Raw genomic sequence first — 14,181 nt, 5'->3', positions numbered from 1 at the left:
CAGGCAGGGACTCAGTCAGTATCAACGTGATCCGAGCTTAGCGTGGCGATGATTGCCGTTGTTGGTCCGAGGATCGCATGCTGGGGAATAGACTCCGTTCATGCGTCTGGCGATCATTGGAGCGGTCCTGCTTTTGGCGGGTGCCGTGGCGATCGCCACGGGCGCCCTGCCTTTCACCGATCTCATGGCACTCGTGGATCGAGTGGCTCCCATTCTGCTGTTCGTCGTCGCGATGACGGTTGTGACTGAGCTGTGCAGCGAGGCCGGGGTGTTCCTTTGGACTGCCCGCCGGCTCCGTTATTGGGGCCGCGGATACAGCATTCTCTTGTGGCTGCTACTCGCGGTCTTTGCGACGCTGAGCACTGTCTTCCTTTCCCTGGACACAACGGCTGTGCTGCTGACCCCGGTGGTGGTCAGCGTTACGCGGCAAGCCGGGCTGCCGGCCCTGCCTTTCGCACTGACGACGGTCTGGCTGGCCAACACGGCAAGCCTGCTGTTGCCCATTTCCAACCTGACGAACCTTCTGGCGCAGCACAGTCTTGGCGGTATTACTCCTGGCGGCTTTGCTGGCCTGATGTGGGCGCCCTCCCTTGCGGCCGTCGTCGTACCGCTGCTGTTCATCGCCATCGTCTTCCGGCGGGATCTGCGCAACCGGTATTCACGGATCCCGGTCGGGCGGATCAGGTCTGACCAGCCAGCCGGCGGTGAATCCAGGCCTGCGGCGGACCGGGTCCTGCTCGGGTGCAGCGCTGTGGTTCTGGCGCTGCTGCTGCCCGCATTGGTGTCCGGAGTCCCGGTATGGATCCCTGCCCTGGCCGGGGCTGTAGTGCTGGGCGTGGTGTTCGCGTTCCGGCGCCCGCGGGTTCTCAAGGTGACCCTGATTCCTTGGTCCTTGTTGCTGTTCGCTTCCGGCCTCTTTCTGGTGATGGAGGCCGCCAGGCATCTGGGGGTTTCCGTGTTGCTGAGTCAGGTGGCCGGACAAGGCCAGGGCTTCCTGGATCTGGTTCGGCTCGCCGTGACGGGTGCCGCCGGCTCCAATGTCCTCAACAATTTGCCTGCGTACCTGCTCGCAGAACCGCTGGCGGGGACCCCATTGCGGATGGCGGCGTTGCTGATCGGAGTCAATGCTGGCCCGATCATCACGCCGTGGGCCTCCCTGGCAACCTTGCTGTGGCACGACCGGCTGATGCGGATGAACGTCCTGATTACGTGGAAGGGTTACGCGATCTTCGGACTGATGGTTGCTCCTCTGACCGTGTTTGCCGCAGTAGCGGTGCTGGCAGTCACCGGACAGTGAGTGCGTTCGGCGCGTGGCGGCGCCTATCGCCGGGCCGGAAGAATCAGGACAGAATATAGAACAGCTCGGCCGTACAGCCGGAACCCCGACACGACAAGGATCTGCCTCATGCTCAGCCTGCAGGACATCGACGACATCGTCCTCAACGGAGGGATTGTCGTTGACGTCGCCGGGGAGAAAATCGGCTCAGTGGAGCAGGTTTTCACCAGCGGTGATTCCGGGGATCCTGTCTTTGTCACCGTGCGGACCGGCCTGTTCGGCATGTCCGAGTCTTTCGCGCCGCTTTCCGGAGCCAGCCTTGAGAATTCAGTGATCAAGGTGGCTTTCGCCAAGGACAAAGTGAAGAACGGCCCGCGCATCGAGAGCGACCGCGGCGCGATCACGGAGACGCAGGAACAGGAACTCTACAACTATTACGGGCTCGTGACCGAGGCCCCCGACGAAGGTGCCGCGGAGGAAACCAGTGCCGACGATGGACGGACGGTGCCTGAGGCCGCGGCTGGGGAGACCGAGCCGGAACCGGGCCCGCCACCCCCGCCCCGGCATCCTCCGCGTCCGCCGCACGGCGGTCCGCATCCGCCGCACCTGCACAAACATGTACCCCACCCCCCGCACCCCGGCCCGCCCGCGCCGCATCGGCCACCTGGGCCCTCGGCGGAACCGGAAGACATTCCATAACCGTCGCCCGCGAGCCGGAGGATTTCAGCCGCCGGCCGTGAGCCTCACCGCAGCGACGCCCCCGCCTGTTGAGGTGGCGGAAGCACTTGAATAAACCCGCATTACCAGAACCTGGACATTGACCGACCCAGGCTGGAGCTGAACAACTCGCGAGTAGGAAGTAGCGCAATCGATCGTCTGATCCTGGGGGGCAAGGCCGATCCGTGGATCCTGGGCGATGACAAGGTGGACATCCGAGGCGCCAACACAGGCTGCGGTCAGAGTATACGGGCCCGCGTCCTCGACCCTTGCACTCTTTCCAACCCCGCTAACGGCGCCGCCCACCGTGCCGGAATCCTCCAGGATCACCGCGCCGGAGGCGGCCCCGAGAAGCTTCCTGGCGGTCACGAGGTTGCTGGCTTCGAGCGACACCGTTGCCTGGTCCTTGGTTGGCAATGGCGGCCGAGGAGGGGAACTCCGAGTGGGCCCGGCAGCCGGCCGAGGATCGCCGGCGTCGGTATATTCACATCCGGACACATAGGCCGCGAGCAGCAGCCCTGCCAGTGTTAGCGCTACGGTTCTGGTTCCCCCATGACCCACCATGAATCCGAGTGTAGCGGGCCGCGTAATTTAGCATCGCGACCCTATTGTGCCGCCATGCCCTCAGTAGTTAACTAGTTTGCGGCCGGTCAAGCTTGTTAAATGTCTGGTGCGCCGGTTCTGGGGCCGGCGCACCAGACTTCCCCAACTAACTCGCATTTGTTGTCGTTTAGCGGCCCCTAAACGACAACAAATGCGAGTCAGTTGGGCTTCTCAGGAGCCGATCGGAGAAAGCGCCCGCACCAGGCCGAAGAGGTCCTTGGGGTCATCGGGGTTCGCGACGAGGTCGATCTCATCGAAGAATTCCGAACCCTCAACGGCGGCGCGGAGATACCGCAATGCCGAAAAGTCCTCGATCGCGAAGCCCACAGAATCGAAAATCGTGATCTGGTCCGTGGCGGTGCGGCCCGGCGCGTTCCCGCACAGGACCTGCCAGAATTCCGTGACGGGAAATTCGGCGGACATTTGTTGGATCTCGCCTTCAATCCGCGTCTGGGGATCGTATTCCACAAAAACGTCGCCGAGGCCCAGGATGGCGGCGTCGAGCTCGGTCTTCCCTGGGCAATCGCCTCCGATCGCGTTGATGTGAACGCCGGGCGAGACCTGGGCAGCCGTCAGGATGGTGGCATTCGCCTTGTCCGCCGTGCAGGTGGTGATGACATCGGCACCCTCCACTGCTTGGGCTGCCGAGTCTGCGATGGTGATGTCGAGGCCGAGGGGAGCCATGTTCCGGACGAATTTCTCCATCGCAGCCGGATCCGTGTCCCAGATCCTGACACTGTTAATACCCAGGGCCGCCCGGAAGGCAAGGGCCTGAAACTCCGATTGGGTTCCGGTCCCGATCATCGCCATGATCCGGGCATCCGGGCGCGCGAGCTTCTTCGCGACCATCCCGGACGTGGCCGCCGTCCGAAGCGCCGTCAGCACTGTCATCTCTGCAAGGAACGTCGGGTAGCCGTTATGGACGTCGGACAGGACACCGAAAGCCGTCACGGTCTGGAAGCCGCGCGCGGGATTCGAAGGGTGTCCATTTACATACTTGAAGCCGTATGTTTCCTGGTCGCTGGTGGGCATCAGTTCGATGACCCCAAATGGCGTGTGACTTGCCACCCGCGGAGTCTTGTCGAAAGATTCCCACCTCCGAAAGTCGTCCTCCAGGTACTGAATCATCTCCGAGATGATGGTTTCCGGGCCCCGCCCGGCCGTCCAACGAACCATATTGCGGACATCGACAAAGCGCGTCATGTGCGCTCCTTTCCCTCATAAACATTGTTGCTACGAGGCTACGGAGCGGTGATATGCATCCACAATTGCCAAAGTACGTACTTTTCATTGAAAAAATGTACAAAATGGCGATTGATCCTTTGCAAAATGCTTAGACGAGTCGTCGTCTCGCTGACGACTACCGGAGGACGGAACTGAGCAACAGGCTCGTCTCGCTATTGACGATCCCCTCGATGCCGCGGATCCTGCCCAACACCTGGTCAAAGTCGCTGAGGCTTTCCGTGCGCAGCTCGGCCACGAGATCCCAACCGCCATTTGTGGTGTGCAGTGCCCAAATCTCCGGCAGTCCCCTGAGTTGGCGAATGACTTTGTCAGCCGATCTTCCTTCCACGGCAATGAGCGCAATGGCGCGAATGGCAAGTGGATCGACCTCGTCGCGCACCCTCGCAGTGAAACCGACGATGGTTCCCGAGGAGACAAGACGCTCGAGCCTGCTATTCACAGTGGCCCTGGCCACGCCCAGCTTACGCGCGAGGCTCGCCACGGACGCCCTGCCGTCCTCCCGGAGGGCGGAGAGGAGCTGACGGTCAAGGTCGGTGAGTGCTGCCATAAAGATAAACGTATCGCCCATTCCCCAAGCGGGCCTGAGTCCGTAGGGTATCGACATGAGCATCTACATCAGCCCCGACTCTGCTGCATGGTCGCTGACGGCCATGGCGACTGGTGCGTCAGCGGGATCAATCGATGATGCAAACGGCATGTCCAACTTGGTGAAGGAAATCTACGAGACAGAAGGTTTCGAAGCCCTGTCGGGTGTGGTTTTTGCCTTGGCTCATCACAACAGCCTCTCGCTGCACGCGCTCGCCACGGCCACCGGGATATCCGTGCACGAGTTGCTGGAAATCCGGAAGCACCAAGGTTCCACTTTCCATCACTCCCCTACGGGAGTAGCGTCGCGGTTTGACGCCATTCCACCCCGGATCCAGGCAAGCCTTGAACCGCTGCCGAATGAAACCGACGCCTAAGACCCCCGGTTACGGAACATGACGACGGCCAGTGATGCAGGCCGCCGTCGTGGATGTTATTTTCTTCTTGAGTAATGAGCACCAGCGCGAAGCCCTGACTTGCTGGTCGGCAACCCTCTCTCCGGCGGGGTGCCTCAGGTGACTACTCGGCGTATCGACACTTTCGAACTGCAAGCGTGACTGAGGAGCACCAATGCCTGAACCCACCGAAGAAAAACTCTCGTACCGTCTCATCACGGGCCCTGACACGAAGGATTTCTGCGAGCGGATCTCCACCGCCCTCGCGGAGGGATACGTGTTGCACGGCAGCCCGGCCGCGACCTTCAATGGCACGGACGTGATTGTGGCCCAGGCCATCGTCCTACCCGCCGCGATCGCGAGCGCAGATGCAGCAGTTGCCAACGCGGTAGACCAGCTTGATGAAGAGTTCGACGGCGAGGGCCACGCATGAGCTACGCAGGCGACCTCAGCCCGCACGATGCCTGGGCCAAGCTGGAACAAGGCGCCATCCTGGTGGACGTCCGCACCGAAGGCGAGTGGGCACACATCGGGATCCCTGACACAAAGGCCACGGAAAACGATCCCTTGTTCATCCAGTGGAACCTGGCCGGCGGCATCCCCAACACCCGTTTCATCGAAGAGCTGACGCAGCAGGCTCCGGAAGCGGATGGCACCGAACTGGTCTTCCTTTGCCGCTCCGGACAGCGCTCCATCGCCGCCGCGATCGCCGCAACACAGGCCGGCTACACCGCCTACAACGTCCTGGAGGGTTTCGAGGGCGAACCGGACCGCTACGGCGAGCGAACCGTGAACGGCTGGAAAAACCGTGGACTTCCGACGAACCTGGGGAACATCTAAGTGACTTTCAATCCTGACGCCGCCGGCTGGAGCCCTGATACCCAGGCCGTCCGCGGCGGTCTTGACCGCACCAACTTCCAAGAAACGTCCGAGGCCGTCTTCCTGAACTCCGGCTTCGTCTACGAGTCCGCCGCAGCCGCAGAGCGCGCATTCACCGGTGAGGACGAGCGCTTCGTCTACTCCCGTTACGGCAACCCCTCCGTGGCCACTTTCCAGGAGCGACTCCGCCTTCTCGAAGGCACCGAAGCGTGCTTCGCGACGGCGTCGGGCATGTCCGCTGTCTTCACCGCCCTCGGTGCGTTGCTGGCTGCGGGCGACCGCGTGGTTGCCGCCCGCTCGCTCTTCGGTTCCTGCTTCGTGATCCTCAACGAGATCCTGCCCCGCTGGGGCGTCGAGACCGTCTTCGTGGACGGCCCGGACCTGGACCAGTGGCGTGCCGCGTTGTCCGAGCCGACAACGGCAGTGTTCTTCGAGTCGCCGTCGAACCCCATGCAGGAAATCGTGGACATCGCGGCGGTGAGCGAGCTGGCCCACGCGGCGGGCGCTACCGTCGTCGTCGACAACGTCTTTGCCACCCCCCTGCTGCAGCGCTGCGGCGATCTCGGCGCGGACGTGATTGTCTACTCGGGCACCAAGCACATCGACGGCCAGGGCCGGGTCCTTGGCGGAGCGATCCTGGGTACCAAGGAATTCATCGACGGTCCCGTCAAGCAGCTCATGCGGCACACCGGGCCATCGCTTTCCGCGTTCAACGCCTGGGTCCTGACCAAGGGCCTGGAGACGATGGCGCTGCGCGTCAACCACTCCTCGGCGTCTGCGTTGCGGATCGCCGAATGGCTTGAGGATCAGCCGGCCATCAGCTGGGTCAAGTACCCCCTGCTGAAGTCGCACCCGCAGTACGAGCTCGCCGCGAAGCAAATGAAGGCCGGCGGAACCGTGCTCACCTTTGAACTGCTGCCCTCGGCGGGGCGATCGGCGAAAGAGGCCGCCTTCGCGCTGCTGGACGGGCTCGCCGTGATCGACATCTCGAACAACCTAGGCGACTCCAAGTCCCTCATCACCCACCCCGCCACCACCACGCACCGCGCCATGGGTCCGGAAGGCCGCGCGGCCATTGGCCTGAGCGACGGCGTCGTGCGGCTTTCAGTGGGGCTGGAGGACGTGGACGACCTCATCGGGGACCTGGAGAGGGCCCTCAAGCAGGTCTAGCCGGGCGGTTCGCGCCAGTCCTGGCGCACCCAGGTGAGGACGGGCTGCGGCTTGGTGTCGCTCTCGTCCCTCTCCGAGCGCATCGTGATCTGAACGGCGTGCTCGACGACGGCGGCCAGCCCGGCGGCGTCGGGCGCGCTCCCGTTGCTCTCGCTCCAGCGCCCGGCAACACCGCGCTGTTCGATGGCGCCGTTGCCGCGGCCCAGGATGGCTGCCACGCCGGTTTGGACCAAGTCGAATTCACCCTGTTCGGCGAGGACAGGTTCCAGGTACTCCACCAACGACCACACGACATCCGCGGCGGGCTCCGGGCGAAAGGTTCCAAAGTCCAGCAGTTCGGTGCGGAGGCCGAAGTTGCTTGCTTGCCAGGACGCCATCCGCAAAAGCGCCGTAGGCACGGCCGCCGGCTCTATTCCGGCATGGTACTCACGAACAGAAGTCTCAACCAAGGCCCTGACGAGCACCGCGAGGAGCGCCGCATCCTCGGCCCGGAGGCAGACATCGGCCACCCGGACCTCCACCGTGGGAACGTGCCGGGACAGCCTGGCGTCGAAGTAGACCATCCCCTCGTCCAGCAACACTCCTGTTTCGATGAGCCTCCTGACAACACGTCGGTAAGCGGCCAAGGAACCGAAGATGGCTGACGGCCCCGACGAAGGCCAGCGGTTCCACGCCTGCGTCCGGTAACTCTCAAAACCGGTAGCCAGCCCCCGCCAGTACGGAGAATTGGCGCTCATCGCCGTGAAGACAGCGAGCTTGTCCCGGATCCTGTCAAGCACCATCACGCCTTCCTCCGGGGACTCGATCGAAGTGTGGACGTGGAATCCGCAGGTGAGCTGTTCGTGCGCCGTGATGCCGAAACGTTCGAGCATAATGGCGTAGCGGGGATCCGGGGTGGTGTGCAACGCGGCGTCCACGGGCGACGTGGCCAACGCGGCGATCCTTGCGCCGTGGCGGCGAGCGGCATGGCTCGCGAGGCCCCGCCCCCTGCGGATCTGGTGCAGGAGCTCTGCGTAGCTGCGGCATGGCCGGGTCTGGGTTTCTATCTGCTCAAGCTTGAGCTCGTGGCTTAGGCCGGTATCGGGGCCGTCGATCTCCTCAAGGGGCGGACCGGCGTCGGGACTCTCCTGGCTCGGACCAGCGTCGGGACCGTCCTGGGCGAGGCCGTCGTGGGTGGGACCCGATAGGAGCGCGTCGGCAAGGGCGAGCGGCTCGCCGGTCACGGGATCGACGATCAGCAATTCCTCTTCCACACCAAAAGTGCGCACGGATCAATTGTGCGCCATGGCAGCCTCGCCGAGACAGATCGGGGTTTTGCGGCCCGCCCGAAGGATTCTGCTGGAAGTCCGAATCGAGCCAAATCCGACGCGGTCAGTCCTGGAAGTACTCGATCTTGGCACCGATGGTGTTGAGCCGCTCGGCCAGGTCCTCGTATCCGCGCTCAATCACGTAGATATTGCGCAACTCGGACGTTCCGCGGGCCGCCAGCATCGCCAACAGCAGGCAAGCTGCGGGTCGGAGTGCCGGAGGGCATCCGACTTCCGCACCACGCCACTTGGTGGGGCCATTGACGTAGATGCGGTGCGGATCGAGGAGTTGGACCTGGGCGCCGAGCTTGTTGAGCTCGGTCAAGTAGATCGCCCGGTTCTCGTAGACCCAGTCGTGGATCATGGTCTGGCCCTCGGCATTGCCGGCGATGACCGCGAAGAACGGCAAGTTGTCGATGTTTAGCCCCGGGAACGGCATCGGATGGATCTTGTCTTCCGGGGCGCGCAACCGTGATGGCTTGGTAGTGACATCCACCAGGCGAGTCCGTCCGTTGCGGGCAAAGTACTCCCCGGAGATGTCGAGCTGCTGGCCCATCTGCTCAAGCGTGGCCAGTTCGATCTCCATGAACTCAATGGGGACCCTGCAAATGGTGACTTCCGAGTTGGTCACGATGCCCGCGGTGATGAGGCTCATGGCCTCGATCGGGTCTTCCGACGGGAAGTACTCAATGTCAACATCGATCGCCGGGCGGCCCGTGATCTTCAGGGTGGTTGTCCCGATGCCGTCGATCACCACGCCGAGCCCCTGCAGGTAGAAACAGAGGTCCTGAACCATGTAATTGGGGCTGGCATTGCGGATCACGGTAGTACCGCTGCGGTGTGCGGCGGCCATGATGGCGTTCTCCGTCACTGTGTCGCCGCGCTCCGTAAGGACAAAGGTGCGGTGCTCGCCGTCGGCCGGTGGAGCCTGCACGGAATAGAAGCCGGACTTGGCCTCCACCGAGAGCCCGAACTGCCGCAACGCCTGCATATGCGGTTCCACGGTTCGAGTCCCGAGATCGCAACCACCGGCGTAGGGCAGTTGATACGAGGCCGCCTCATCCAAGAGGGGGCCCAGCAGCATGATGACGCTACGGGTGCGGCGGGCCGCCTCCACGTCCATGGAGGCAAGGTCCAGGGTCTCCGGGCGGCGGATGCGAAGATCGTTGCCGTTCAGCCAGGTGCATTCGACACCAATTGAGGTCAAAACCTCGACGATCCGGTTGACTTCTTCGATCCGGGCAAGCCGACGCAAGATAGTGGTGCCGCGGTTGATGAGGCTCGCGCAAAGCAATGCGACGCCGGCATTCTTGCTGCTGTTGACGTCTACCGAGCCGAAGAGCGTGCGTCCGCCCTCCACGCGCAGGTGGGTCATCTGCCGTTTGCCGACTTTGACGATGGTTCGTCCGAAGATCGACTCAAGTCGCTCGATCATCCGGAGGCTAAGGTTCTGCTTGCCCTGTTCCATGCGGGCAATGGCGCTTTGGCTGGTGCCCAGTTCCGAAGCGAGCTGTCCTTGTGTCCAGCCCTTTTCGCCGCGGGCGTCGCGAAGAAGGAGACCTACATGTTCGGCAGTCGGTTGCGTCATACCCAATAAATATCACAGATGGTCTATCAATCGGAGGTTTCGTGACGCAACTCGCCGATTTTGTCGCAGAATAGTCGTCTCGTGCGATATCCGGCCTAGAGCCTGAGTGTTGCGTTGCTCGCGGCCACCGGAAGCCAGCCACACGTCCTCCCCCAAGTAACTCGCAGTTGTTGTCGTTATGAGGCCCCAAAACGACAACAAATGCGAGTTAGTTGGGCTGCTTCAGCCAGACGAAGTGCCACGTTCCTGCCCATTGGGCCGCGAGCACCGCCGCGGCTGCGATGAGCAGCCCGCCAGCGAGAACCCAGACGTCCAGGCGACTGTAGGAGGATTCGCGCGCCCAAGTCCGCCGTCCGCCGCCGAAGCCTCTGGCCTCCATAGTCACAGCCAAGCGGGACGCGCGACGGATCGCCTGCACCAACAAACCGAAGCTTTGGCCGAGCATGGCCTTGAACCGTTGCGGCGGGCTCCCATGCGAGCCGACACCCCGCGCGCGCCGTGCCATGCCGATCGTCTGCCACTCCTCCGCCATGAGTCCCACGAGCCGCAGCGCGGCCAAAGTGCCCAAGACAAAACGGTGCGGCAGTTTCGCCTTCTGCGCCAGGGCATCGGCAAGGTCCGTCGGATCGGTGCAACTCATCAGGAGAATGGCCGGCAACGCTATGGCAAGGCCGCGCAGCATGAACCCGAGTCCCAGCTGAAGCGAGCCTTCGCTGATAGACCAGATCCCGACGTCGAGCAGTATCCTTCCGCTGTCCGCCGACAGGATCGCGGTGCTCCAGCCTCCAAGCGCGGCCGCGATAATCAAGGGCCAGCCGCGCTGCCACAGCAAGCGCACGGTGAGCCCCGCGAGGGGGAACAACGCCAGTTCGCCGATGAGCGCCGTCGAAGCTGACACCAGGTCGATGGACAGCGCCAACACCAGGGTGATCAGGAAGACCGACACGAACTTGGCCAGCGGATTCGCGCGCGTCAGGAGTGCATTGTTGCCTCGCAGGGTCAGGGTTTCCCTCATGCCGCACCCGCTTCCTGCCGGGCCCCGCCTTGGAACGCAGGCTCGAGCCGCATCTCGGTGCCGCCCAGGACGGAGCTGAACTCCCGGTCATGGGTCACGGAAACCACCGAGGTGCCGGCGTCGAGCAGTTCAGACAGGAACGACGCAAGCTCGGCCCAAGTGTTCGCGTCCTGGCCGAAGGTGGGTTCGTCCAGCACCAGGACGCGTGGGTGCGCGGCGAGCACTGTGGCCACGGACAGCCGGCGCTTTTCGCCACCGGAGAGCGTGTACGGGTTGGCGTCCACGAGATGCCCCAGGCGCAGCCGTTCCAGCAATTCGTCCACCCGTTCCTCTCCATGGCCAAGGTGTTTGGGGCCGAACATGAGCTCGTCGAGCACGCGGCCGGTCACGAACTGGTGCTCAGGCTCCTGGAACACGGTCCCTATGCGGGAGATCAGCTGCTGGGCCTTCCACTTGAAGGGGTCGTTACCAGCGCCGTCGCTGAGCCCGACGGCGGCAGTCACCGTGCCGGACACCGGCGCCAACAAGCCCGCGAGGGTCAACGCGAAGGTCGATTTTCCGGCGCCGTTGGGACCGGTGATGGTCAGTGCCTGCCCGGCGAGCACTTCGGCGTCGAGTCCGGACTGCACAGGAAGGGGCGGGATGGTTTTGAACCCGCGGCGCCGTGGCCGTTCGCGGGACACCGCGAGCTCCTGCGTGGCGAGCAGCAGCTCCCCAGCGTTCCGGGGGCCGGCCCCCGAGCCATAGCCTGTTCCTGAACGTGGCCGGGTGGCCGGCACGTACCCGGGCACCCACACGCCCGCAGCAATGAGCATGTCCCTTGCTTGAGCCAGAACCGTGTCCGGATCGCCGTCCAGAAGCACCGCAGGCGTCGACCCTCCCGCGGACGAGGAGCTGCCCGGCTGGAGCACCACGATCCGGTCCACGAGGTCTTTCCAAACCGAGACCCGGTGCTCCACCACCACCAACGTGGCGCCGGTCTTGTCCAGGCAGCGGGCGACGGCATCGCGGACCTCCAGTACGCCAGCGGGGTCCAGGTTGGCGGTCGGCTCGTCCAGGAGGATCAAGCCGGGCCGCATCGCCAGGATGCCGGCGAGCGCAAGGCGCTGCTTCTGCCCGCCCGAGAGGGCCGAGGTCGGGTGGTCGAGCGCAAAGTTGCCGCTCGCACTATTCCGCAGCCCGACGTCGTCGAGCGCTTCATGGACCCGCGTCCAGATCTCTTCCCGCGGCACGCAAAGGTTCTCGGCGCCGAACGCGACGTCGTCGCCCAACCGGGAAAGCACCACCTGGGTTTCGGGGTCCTGTTGCATGAGTCCGGCACGGCCCCGCTGGGCCTTCGGCGAAACGCCGTCCACCAGCAACGAGCCGGTCTCGTCGGCGTCGTCACCTTCCTCGCCCAATACGCCCGCCAAGGCGTGCAGGAGCGTCGACTTGCCCGCGCCCGAGGGGCCGAGCAGGAGCACACGCTCGCCTGGGCGGATGTCCAGGTCGAGGGCGTGGATGGCCTGCGTGGTGCGGCCAGCGTGCCGCCAGCCCCAGCCTTGCGCGGAAATGGCGGCGGGTCGCACAGTAGCAGGGGTGCCGGAATCAGGACTGGGCATCAGGAAAAGACGGGCTCCGAGGCGGCCTTGCGGGACGCGAACGCGCTCAGGACACCGGTCTTGGCCAGGCCGCGGGTCGCGATCCAGGACAGGGCTCCGGCAATGACGGCACCGGAGATCGTGCAGAACACGATGTACGCGAGCTTGTCGACGGGTTCGTAGGCGATGTTCCAGCCCCACGGCAGGAAGGAGTCGTTCAAACCACAGAACAGGCCCGCGCCGGCACCGGCCAGCAGGGACACCGGCAGGTTGAACTTCTTGTACATGAAGGCCAGGAAGATGAGTTCCGCGCCGAGACCCTGGAGCAGGCCCGAGATCAGGACCGTGGTGCCGTACTGCGAACCCATGATGAGCTCACTGGTGGCGGCCACCGTCTCGCAGAAAATTGCCGCACCGGGCTTGCGGACGATGAGCATGCCCAGCACTGCCGGAATCATCCAGCCACCGGCGATCAGGCCGCTCAGCGGCGGGTAGCCGGCAGACATAGGCGTAGCAACCAGAGCCATCTGGTCCCATGCCCAGAAGATCACGCCACCGGCGATCGAGATCAGTGCCGCCACGACGATGTCCACGACGCGCCAGTTGTAACCAGGCTTGGTGAGGCCCGGCCTTGCAGAAATACCAGTCATTTTGTCCTCCTGAGGAACAGGAGGGGAAAGTGTTTCCGGTTGCCTGCGAGCGGCTTCCGCCGCGCCGGTCCGGACACTATGAGAACTCGACTCCCTTGCGCCGGTACTAGCCGGATCAGGTTCGAGGGTCTGCGGCTGTCCGCACTCTCAGCGCCCGTCATCCGTACCGCATTGCTGCGAGCCCGACGGCGGCGCTCCCCTGTCGTTATCAATCCACCCTTTTGGGCGTGGTTCAGTTTACACCTTGGCGGGGTTGCGGGCGCTGTGCTGGCCTACGCGGAACGGTCACACGACGGATTCTGCTGGATCACTCGCCGGCCGGACGCGGGCAGGGCCCGGAATGGCGCGGGCGGGCGCAGAAGCTGGGAGAATGATCCAGCAGAATGTGACGCAACGCGGGCAAAGGAGCGGTCTTGGCAGGCATTGACGAAGCGAACAGCACCACGGTGGCCGAACCTAGGCTCGCCGCGAGCGTGATCCTGGTCCGCGAGGCCCCCGTTCACACGGTTCAGTCAGACCCGGAGGTTCCGGCGGATGCCGGGCGCGGCCTGGAGGTGTTCGTGCAGCACCGCGTGACCACGATGGATTTCGCCGCGGGCATGGTCGTCTTCCCCGGGGGACGAGTGGACCAGGCGGACAGCTCCGGCTGGGACTTCGAGGACGACGTCGTCGAGCGGCACACCGCCGCATGGCACCGGAGCAGCATCGCCGTCGAGCCCGCTTCGGCCCGGTTCAACGCCGGCCGGGTGCTGGCGGCCGCACAGCGCGAGGTGTTCGAAGAGGCCGGGCTGAAGCTCGACGCCGCCACCCTCCGCCCGTGGGCCAACTGGGTCACCCCCGCAGACCAGCCCAAGCGCTTCGACACATACTTCTACCTTGCCTGCCCGCTTTCCGGTGCCGAACCAAGGCACCAAACCACGGAAGCGTCATCGTCCTTGTGGATGCCGGTCCGCGGGATCCTGGATGCCGAAGCCGCCGGAACCCTTAAGCTCATGCCGCCCACGTTGGCGCTGCTGGATGAGCTCCTCGCTCTCGGCACGGTGGAAGCGATACTGGCCGAGGACCGTGACATCGTGCCCGTCCGTCCAAAGCCTGGAGCTTTGGAGGAGTTCTTCCGGCTGAGGCGCCAATCCCCAACCGTTGCTCCGGAACTGCCCTGAAGTGGGGTTAG

At 64.2% G+C, this 14,181-nt stretch carries 15 protein-coding genes and 2 riboswitches; of the genes, 7 read left to right on the top strand and 8 right to left on the bottom strand.

Annotated elements, in window-relative coordinates; translation table 11 throughout:
* The first annotated feature begins 100 nt into the window (after window positions 1–100).
* Window positions 101–1,297, top strand: coding sequence for an SLC13 family permease (locus ACSVHC_RS12990; RefSeq protein ID WP_437771640.1), 1,197 nt, complete (start codon window positions 101–103; stop codon window positions 1,295–1,297).
* A gap of 108 nt (window positions 1,298–1,405) precedes the next feature.
* The gene (locus tag ACSVHC_RS12985; protein WP_437771641.1) at window positions 1,406–1,975 is read left to right on the top strand and encodes a hypothetical protein; all 570 of its coding nucleotides are present in this window, start codon (window positions 1,406–1,408) and stop codon (window positions 1,973–1,975) included.
* 24 nt (window positions 1,976–1,999) lie between these two features.
* Here ACSVHC_RS12985 and ACSVHC_RS12980 read toward each other — a convergent pair whose 3' ends face one another.
* The 3 genes from ACSVHC_RS12980 to ACSVHC_RS12970 form a co-directional block, all read right to left on the bottom strand.
* Window positions 2,000–2,386: a hypothetical protein gene (locus ACSVHC_RS12980; protein WP_437771642.1), complete on the bottom strand. Its 387-nt coding sequence runs from the start codon at window positions 2,384–2,386 to the stop codon at window positions 2,000–2,002.
* Window positions 2,387–2,767: 381 nt separating this feature from the next.
* Window positions 2,768–3,799: an ornithine cyclodeaminase gene (locus tag ACSVHC_RS12975; RefSeq protein WP_437771643.1), complete on the bottom strand. Its 1,032-nt coding sequence runs from the start codon at window positions 3,797–3,799 to the stop codon at window positions 2,768–2,770.
* A 157-nt stretch (window positions 3,800–3,956) separates the two neighbouring features.
* Window positions 3,957–4,388 (bottom strand): Lrp/AsnC family transcriptional regulator, encoded by a 432-nt coding sequence (locus ACSVHC_RS12970; protein ID WP_059389854.1) that lies wholly within the window; start codon window positions 4,386–4,388, stop codon window positions 3,957–3,959.
* Between the two features lie 55 nt (window positions 4,389–4,443).
* On the opposite strand from ACSVHC_RS12970, the gene ACSVHC_RS12965 reads away from it, so the two are divergent.
* The 4 genes from ACSVHC_RS12965 to ACSVHC_RS12950 all read left to right on the top strand — a co-directional run bounded on the left by ACSVHC_RS12965 (window position 4,444) and on the right by ACSVHC_RS12950 (window position 6,870).
* Window positions 4,444–4,803, top strand: coding sequence for a hypothetical protein (locus ACSVHC_RS12965; protein ID WP_437771644.1), 360 nt, complete (start codon window positions 4,444–4,446; stop codon window positions 4,801–4,803).
* 70 nt (window positions 4,804–4,873) lie between these two features.
* A riboswitch (SAM riboswitch) is annotated at window positions 4,874–4,986 on the top strand.
* A 10-nt stretch (window positions 4,987–4,996) separates the two neighbouring features.
* Complete coding sequence (locus ACSVHC_RS12960; protein WP_236813293.1) at window positions 4,997–5,254, top strand: DUF1737 domain-containing protein; 258 nt, start codon at window positions 4,997–4,999, stop codon at window positions 5,252–5,254.
* Window positions 5,251–5,661 carry a rhodanese-like domain-containing protein gene (locus ACSVHC_RS12955; protein ID WP_234750991.1) on the top strand — a complete coding sequence of 137 codons (411 nt, stop codon included), beginning with the start codon at window positions 5,251–5,253 and terminating at the stop codon, window positions 5,659–5,661. Before ACSVHC_RS12960 ends, ACSVHC_RS12955 begins: the two co-directional genes overlap by 4 nt.
* Entirely contained in the window at window positions 5,662–6,870 is a 1,209-nt protein-coding gene (locus ACSVHC_RS12950; RefSeq protein ID WP_437771645.1) for an O-succinylhomoserine sulfhydrylase, read from the top strand.
* On the opposite strand, the gene ACSVHC_RS12945 is transcribed toward ACSVHC_RS12950, so the two are convergent.
* The 5 genes from ACSVHC_RS12945 to ACSVHC_RS12925 form a co-directional block, all read right to left on the bottom strand.
* Window positions 6,867–8,138, bottom strand: coding sequence for a glutamate--cysteine ligase 2 (locus ACSVHC_RS12945; protein ID WP_437771646.1), 1,272 nt, complete (start codon window positions 8,136–8,138; stop codon window positions 6,867–6,869). The genes ACSVHC_RS12950 and ACSVHC_RS12945 overlap by 4 nt on opposite strands.
* 103 nt (window positions 8,139–8,241) lie before the next feature.
* Window positions 8,242–9,765, bottom strand: a complete 1,524-nt coding sequence (locus ACSVHC_RS12940; protein WP_437771647.1) for a UDP-N-acetylglucosamine 1-carboxyvinyltransferase — start codon at window positions 9,763–9,765, stop codon at window positions 8,242–8,244.
* 208 nt (window positions 9,766–9,973) lie between these two features.
* Window positions 9,974–10,780: an energy-coupling factor transporter transmembrane component T family protein gene (locus tag ACSVHC_RS12935; RefSeq protein ID WP_437771648.1), complete on the bottom strand. Its 807-nt coding sequence runs from the start codon at window positions 10,778–10,780 to the stop codon at window positions 9,974–9,976.
* On the bottom strand, window positions 10,777–12,381 hold the full coding sequence (locus ACSVHC_RS12930) for an ABC transporter ATP-binding protein (protein ID WP_437771649.1): 1,605 nt from the start codon (window positions 12,379–12,381) through the stop codon (window positions 10,777–10,779). The genes ACSVHC_RS12935 and ACSVHC_RS12930 overlap by 4 nt, the downstream gene beginning before the upstream one ends.
* Window positions 12,381–13,010 carry an ECF transporter S component gene (locus tag ACSVHC_RS12925; protein WP_345448478.1) on the bottom strand — a complete coding sequence of 210 codons (630 nt, stop codon included), beginning with the start codon at window positions 13,008–13,010 and terminating at the stop codon, window positions 12,381–12,383. Before ACSVHC_RS12925 ends, ACSVHC_RS12930 begins: the two co-directional genes overlap by 1 nt.
* A 74-nt stretch (window positions 13,011–13,084) precedes the next feature.
* Window positions 13,085–13,221, bottom strand: a riboswitch (TPP riboswitch).
* A gap of 202 nt (window positions 13,222–13,423) precedes the next feature.
* Between ACSVHC_RS12925 and ACSVHC_RS12920 the strand changes: the two genes are divergently transcribed.
* A complete protein-coding gene (locus tag ACSVHC_RS12920) occupies window positions 13,424–14,170 on the top strand; it encodes an NUDIX hydrolase (RefSeq protein ID WP_437771650.1) in 747 nt (248 codons plus the stop codon).
* Window positions 14,171–14,181: the final 11 nt, after the last annotated feature.

The sequence above is a fragment of the Arthrobacter sp. KNU-44 genome (genome assembly GCF_051843155.1).
Classification (GTDB): domain Bacteria; phylum Actinomycetota; class Actinomycetes; order Actinomycetales; family Micrococcaceae; genus Arthrobacter.
Note: the sequence above shows the minus strand (reverse complement) of the source record. Positions and strands in the feature narration are given on the sequence as shown.

Excerpts from the sequence above, each read along its gene's own strand:
- ACSVHC_RS12990 (WP_437771640.1), top strand. The coding sequence starts at position 101 with ATGCGTCTGGCGATCATTGGAGCGGTCCTGCTTTTGGCGGGTGCCGTG.
- ACSVHC_RS12985 (WP_437771641.1), top strand. The coding sequence starts at position 1,406 with ATGCTCAGCCTGCAGGACATCGACGACATCGTCCTCAACGGAGGGATT.
- ACSVHC_RS12975 (WP_437771643.1), bottom strand. The coding sequence starts at position 3,799 with ATGACGCGCTTTGTCGATGTCCGCAATATGGTTCGTTGGACGGCCGGG.
- ACSVHC_RS12970 (WP_059389854.1), bottom strand. The coding sequence starts at position 4,388 with ATGGCAGCACTCACCGACCTTGACCGTCAGCTCCTCTCCGCCCTCCGG.
- ACSVHC_RS12965 (WP_437771644.1), top strand. The coding sequence starts at position 4,444 with ATGAGCATCTACATCAGCCCCGACTCTGCTGCATGGTCGCTGACGGCC.
- ACSVHC_RS12960 (WP_236813293.1), top strand. The coding sequence starts at position 4,997 with ATGCCTGAACCCACCGAAGAAAAACTCTCGTACCGTCTCATCACGGGC.
- ACSVHC_RS12955 (WP_234750991.1), top strand. The coding sequence starts at position 5,251 with ATGAGCTACGCAGGCGACCTCAGCCCGCACGATGCCTGGGCCAAGCTG.
- ACSVHC_RS12940 (WP_437771647.1), bottom strand. The coding sequence starts at position 9,765 with ATGACGCAACCGACTGCCGAACATGTAGGTCTCCTTCTTCGCGACGCC.
- ACSVHC_RS12935 (WP_437771648.1), bottom strand. The coding sequence starts at position 10,780 with ATGAGGGAAACCCTGACCCTGCGAGGCAACAATGCACTCCTGACGCGC.
- ACSVHC_RS12930 (WP_437771649.1), bottom strand. The coding sequence starts at position 12,381 with ATGCCCAGTCCTGATTCCGGCACCCCTGCTACTGTGCGACCCGCCGCC.
- ACSVHC_RS12925 (WP_345448478.1), bottom strand. The coding sequence starts at position 13,010 with ATGACTGGTATTTCTGCAAGGCCGGGCCTCACCAAGCCTGGTTACAAC.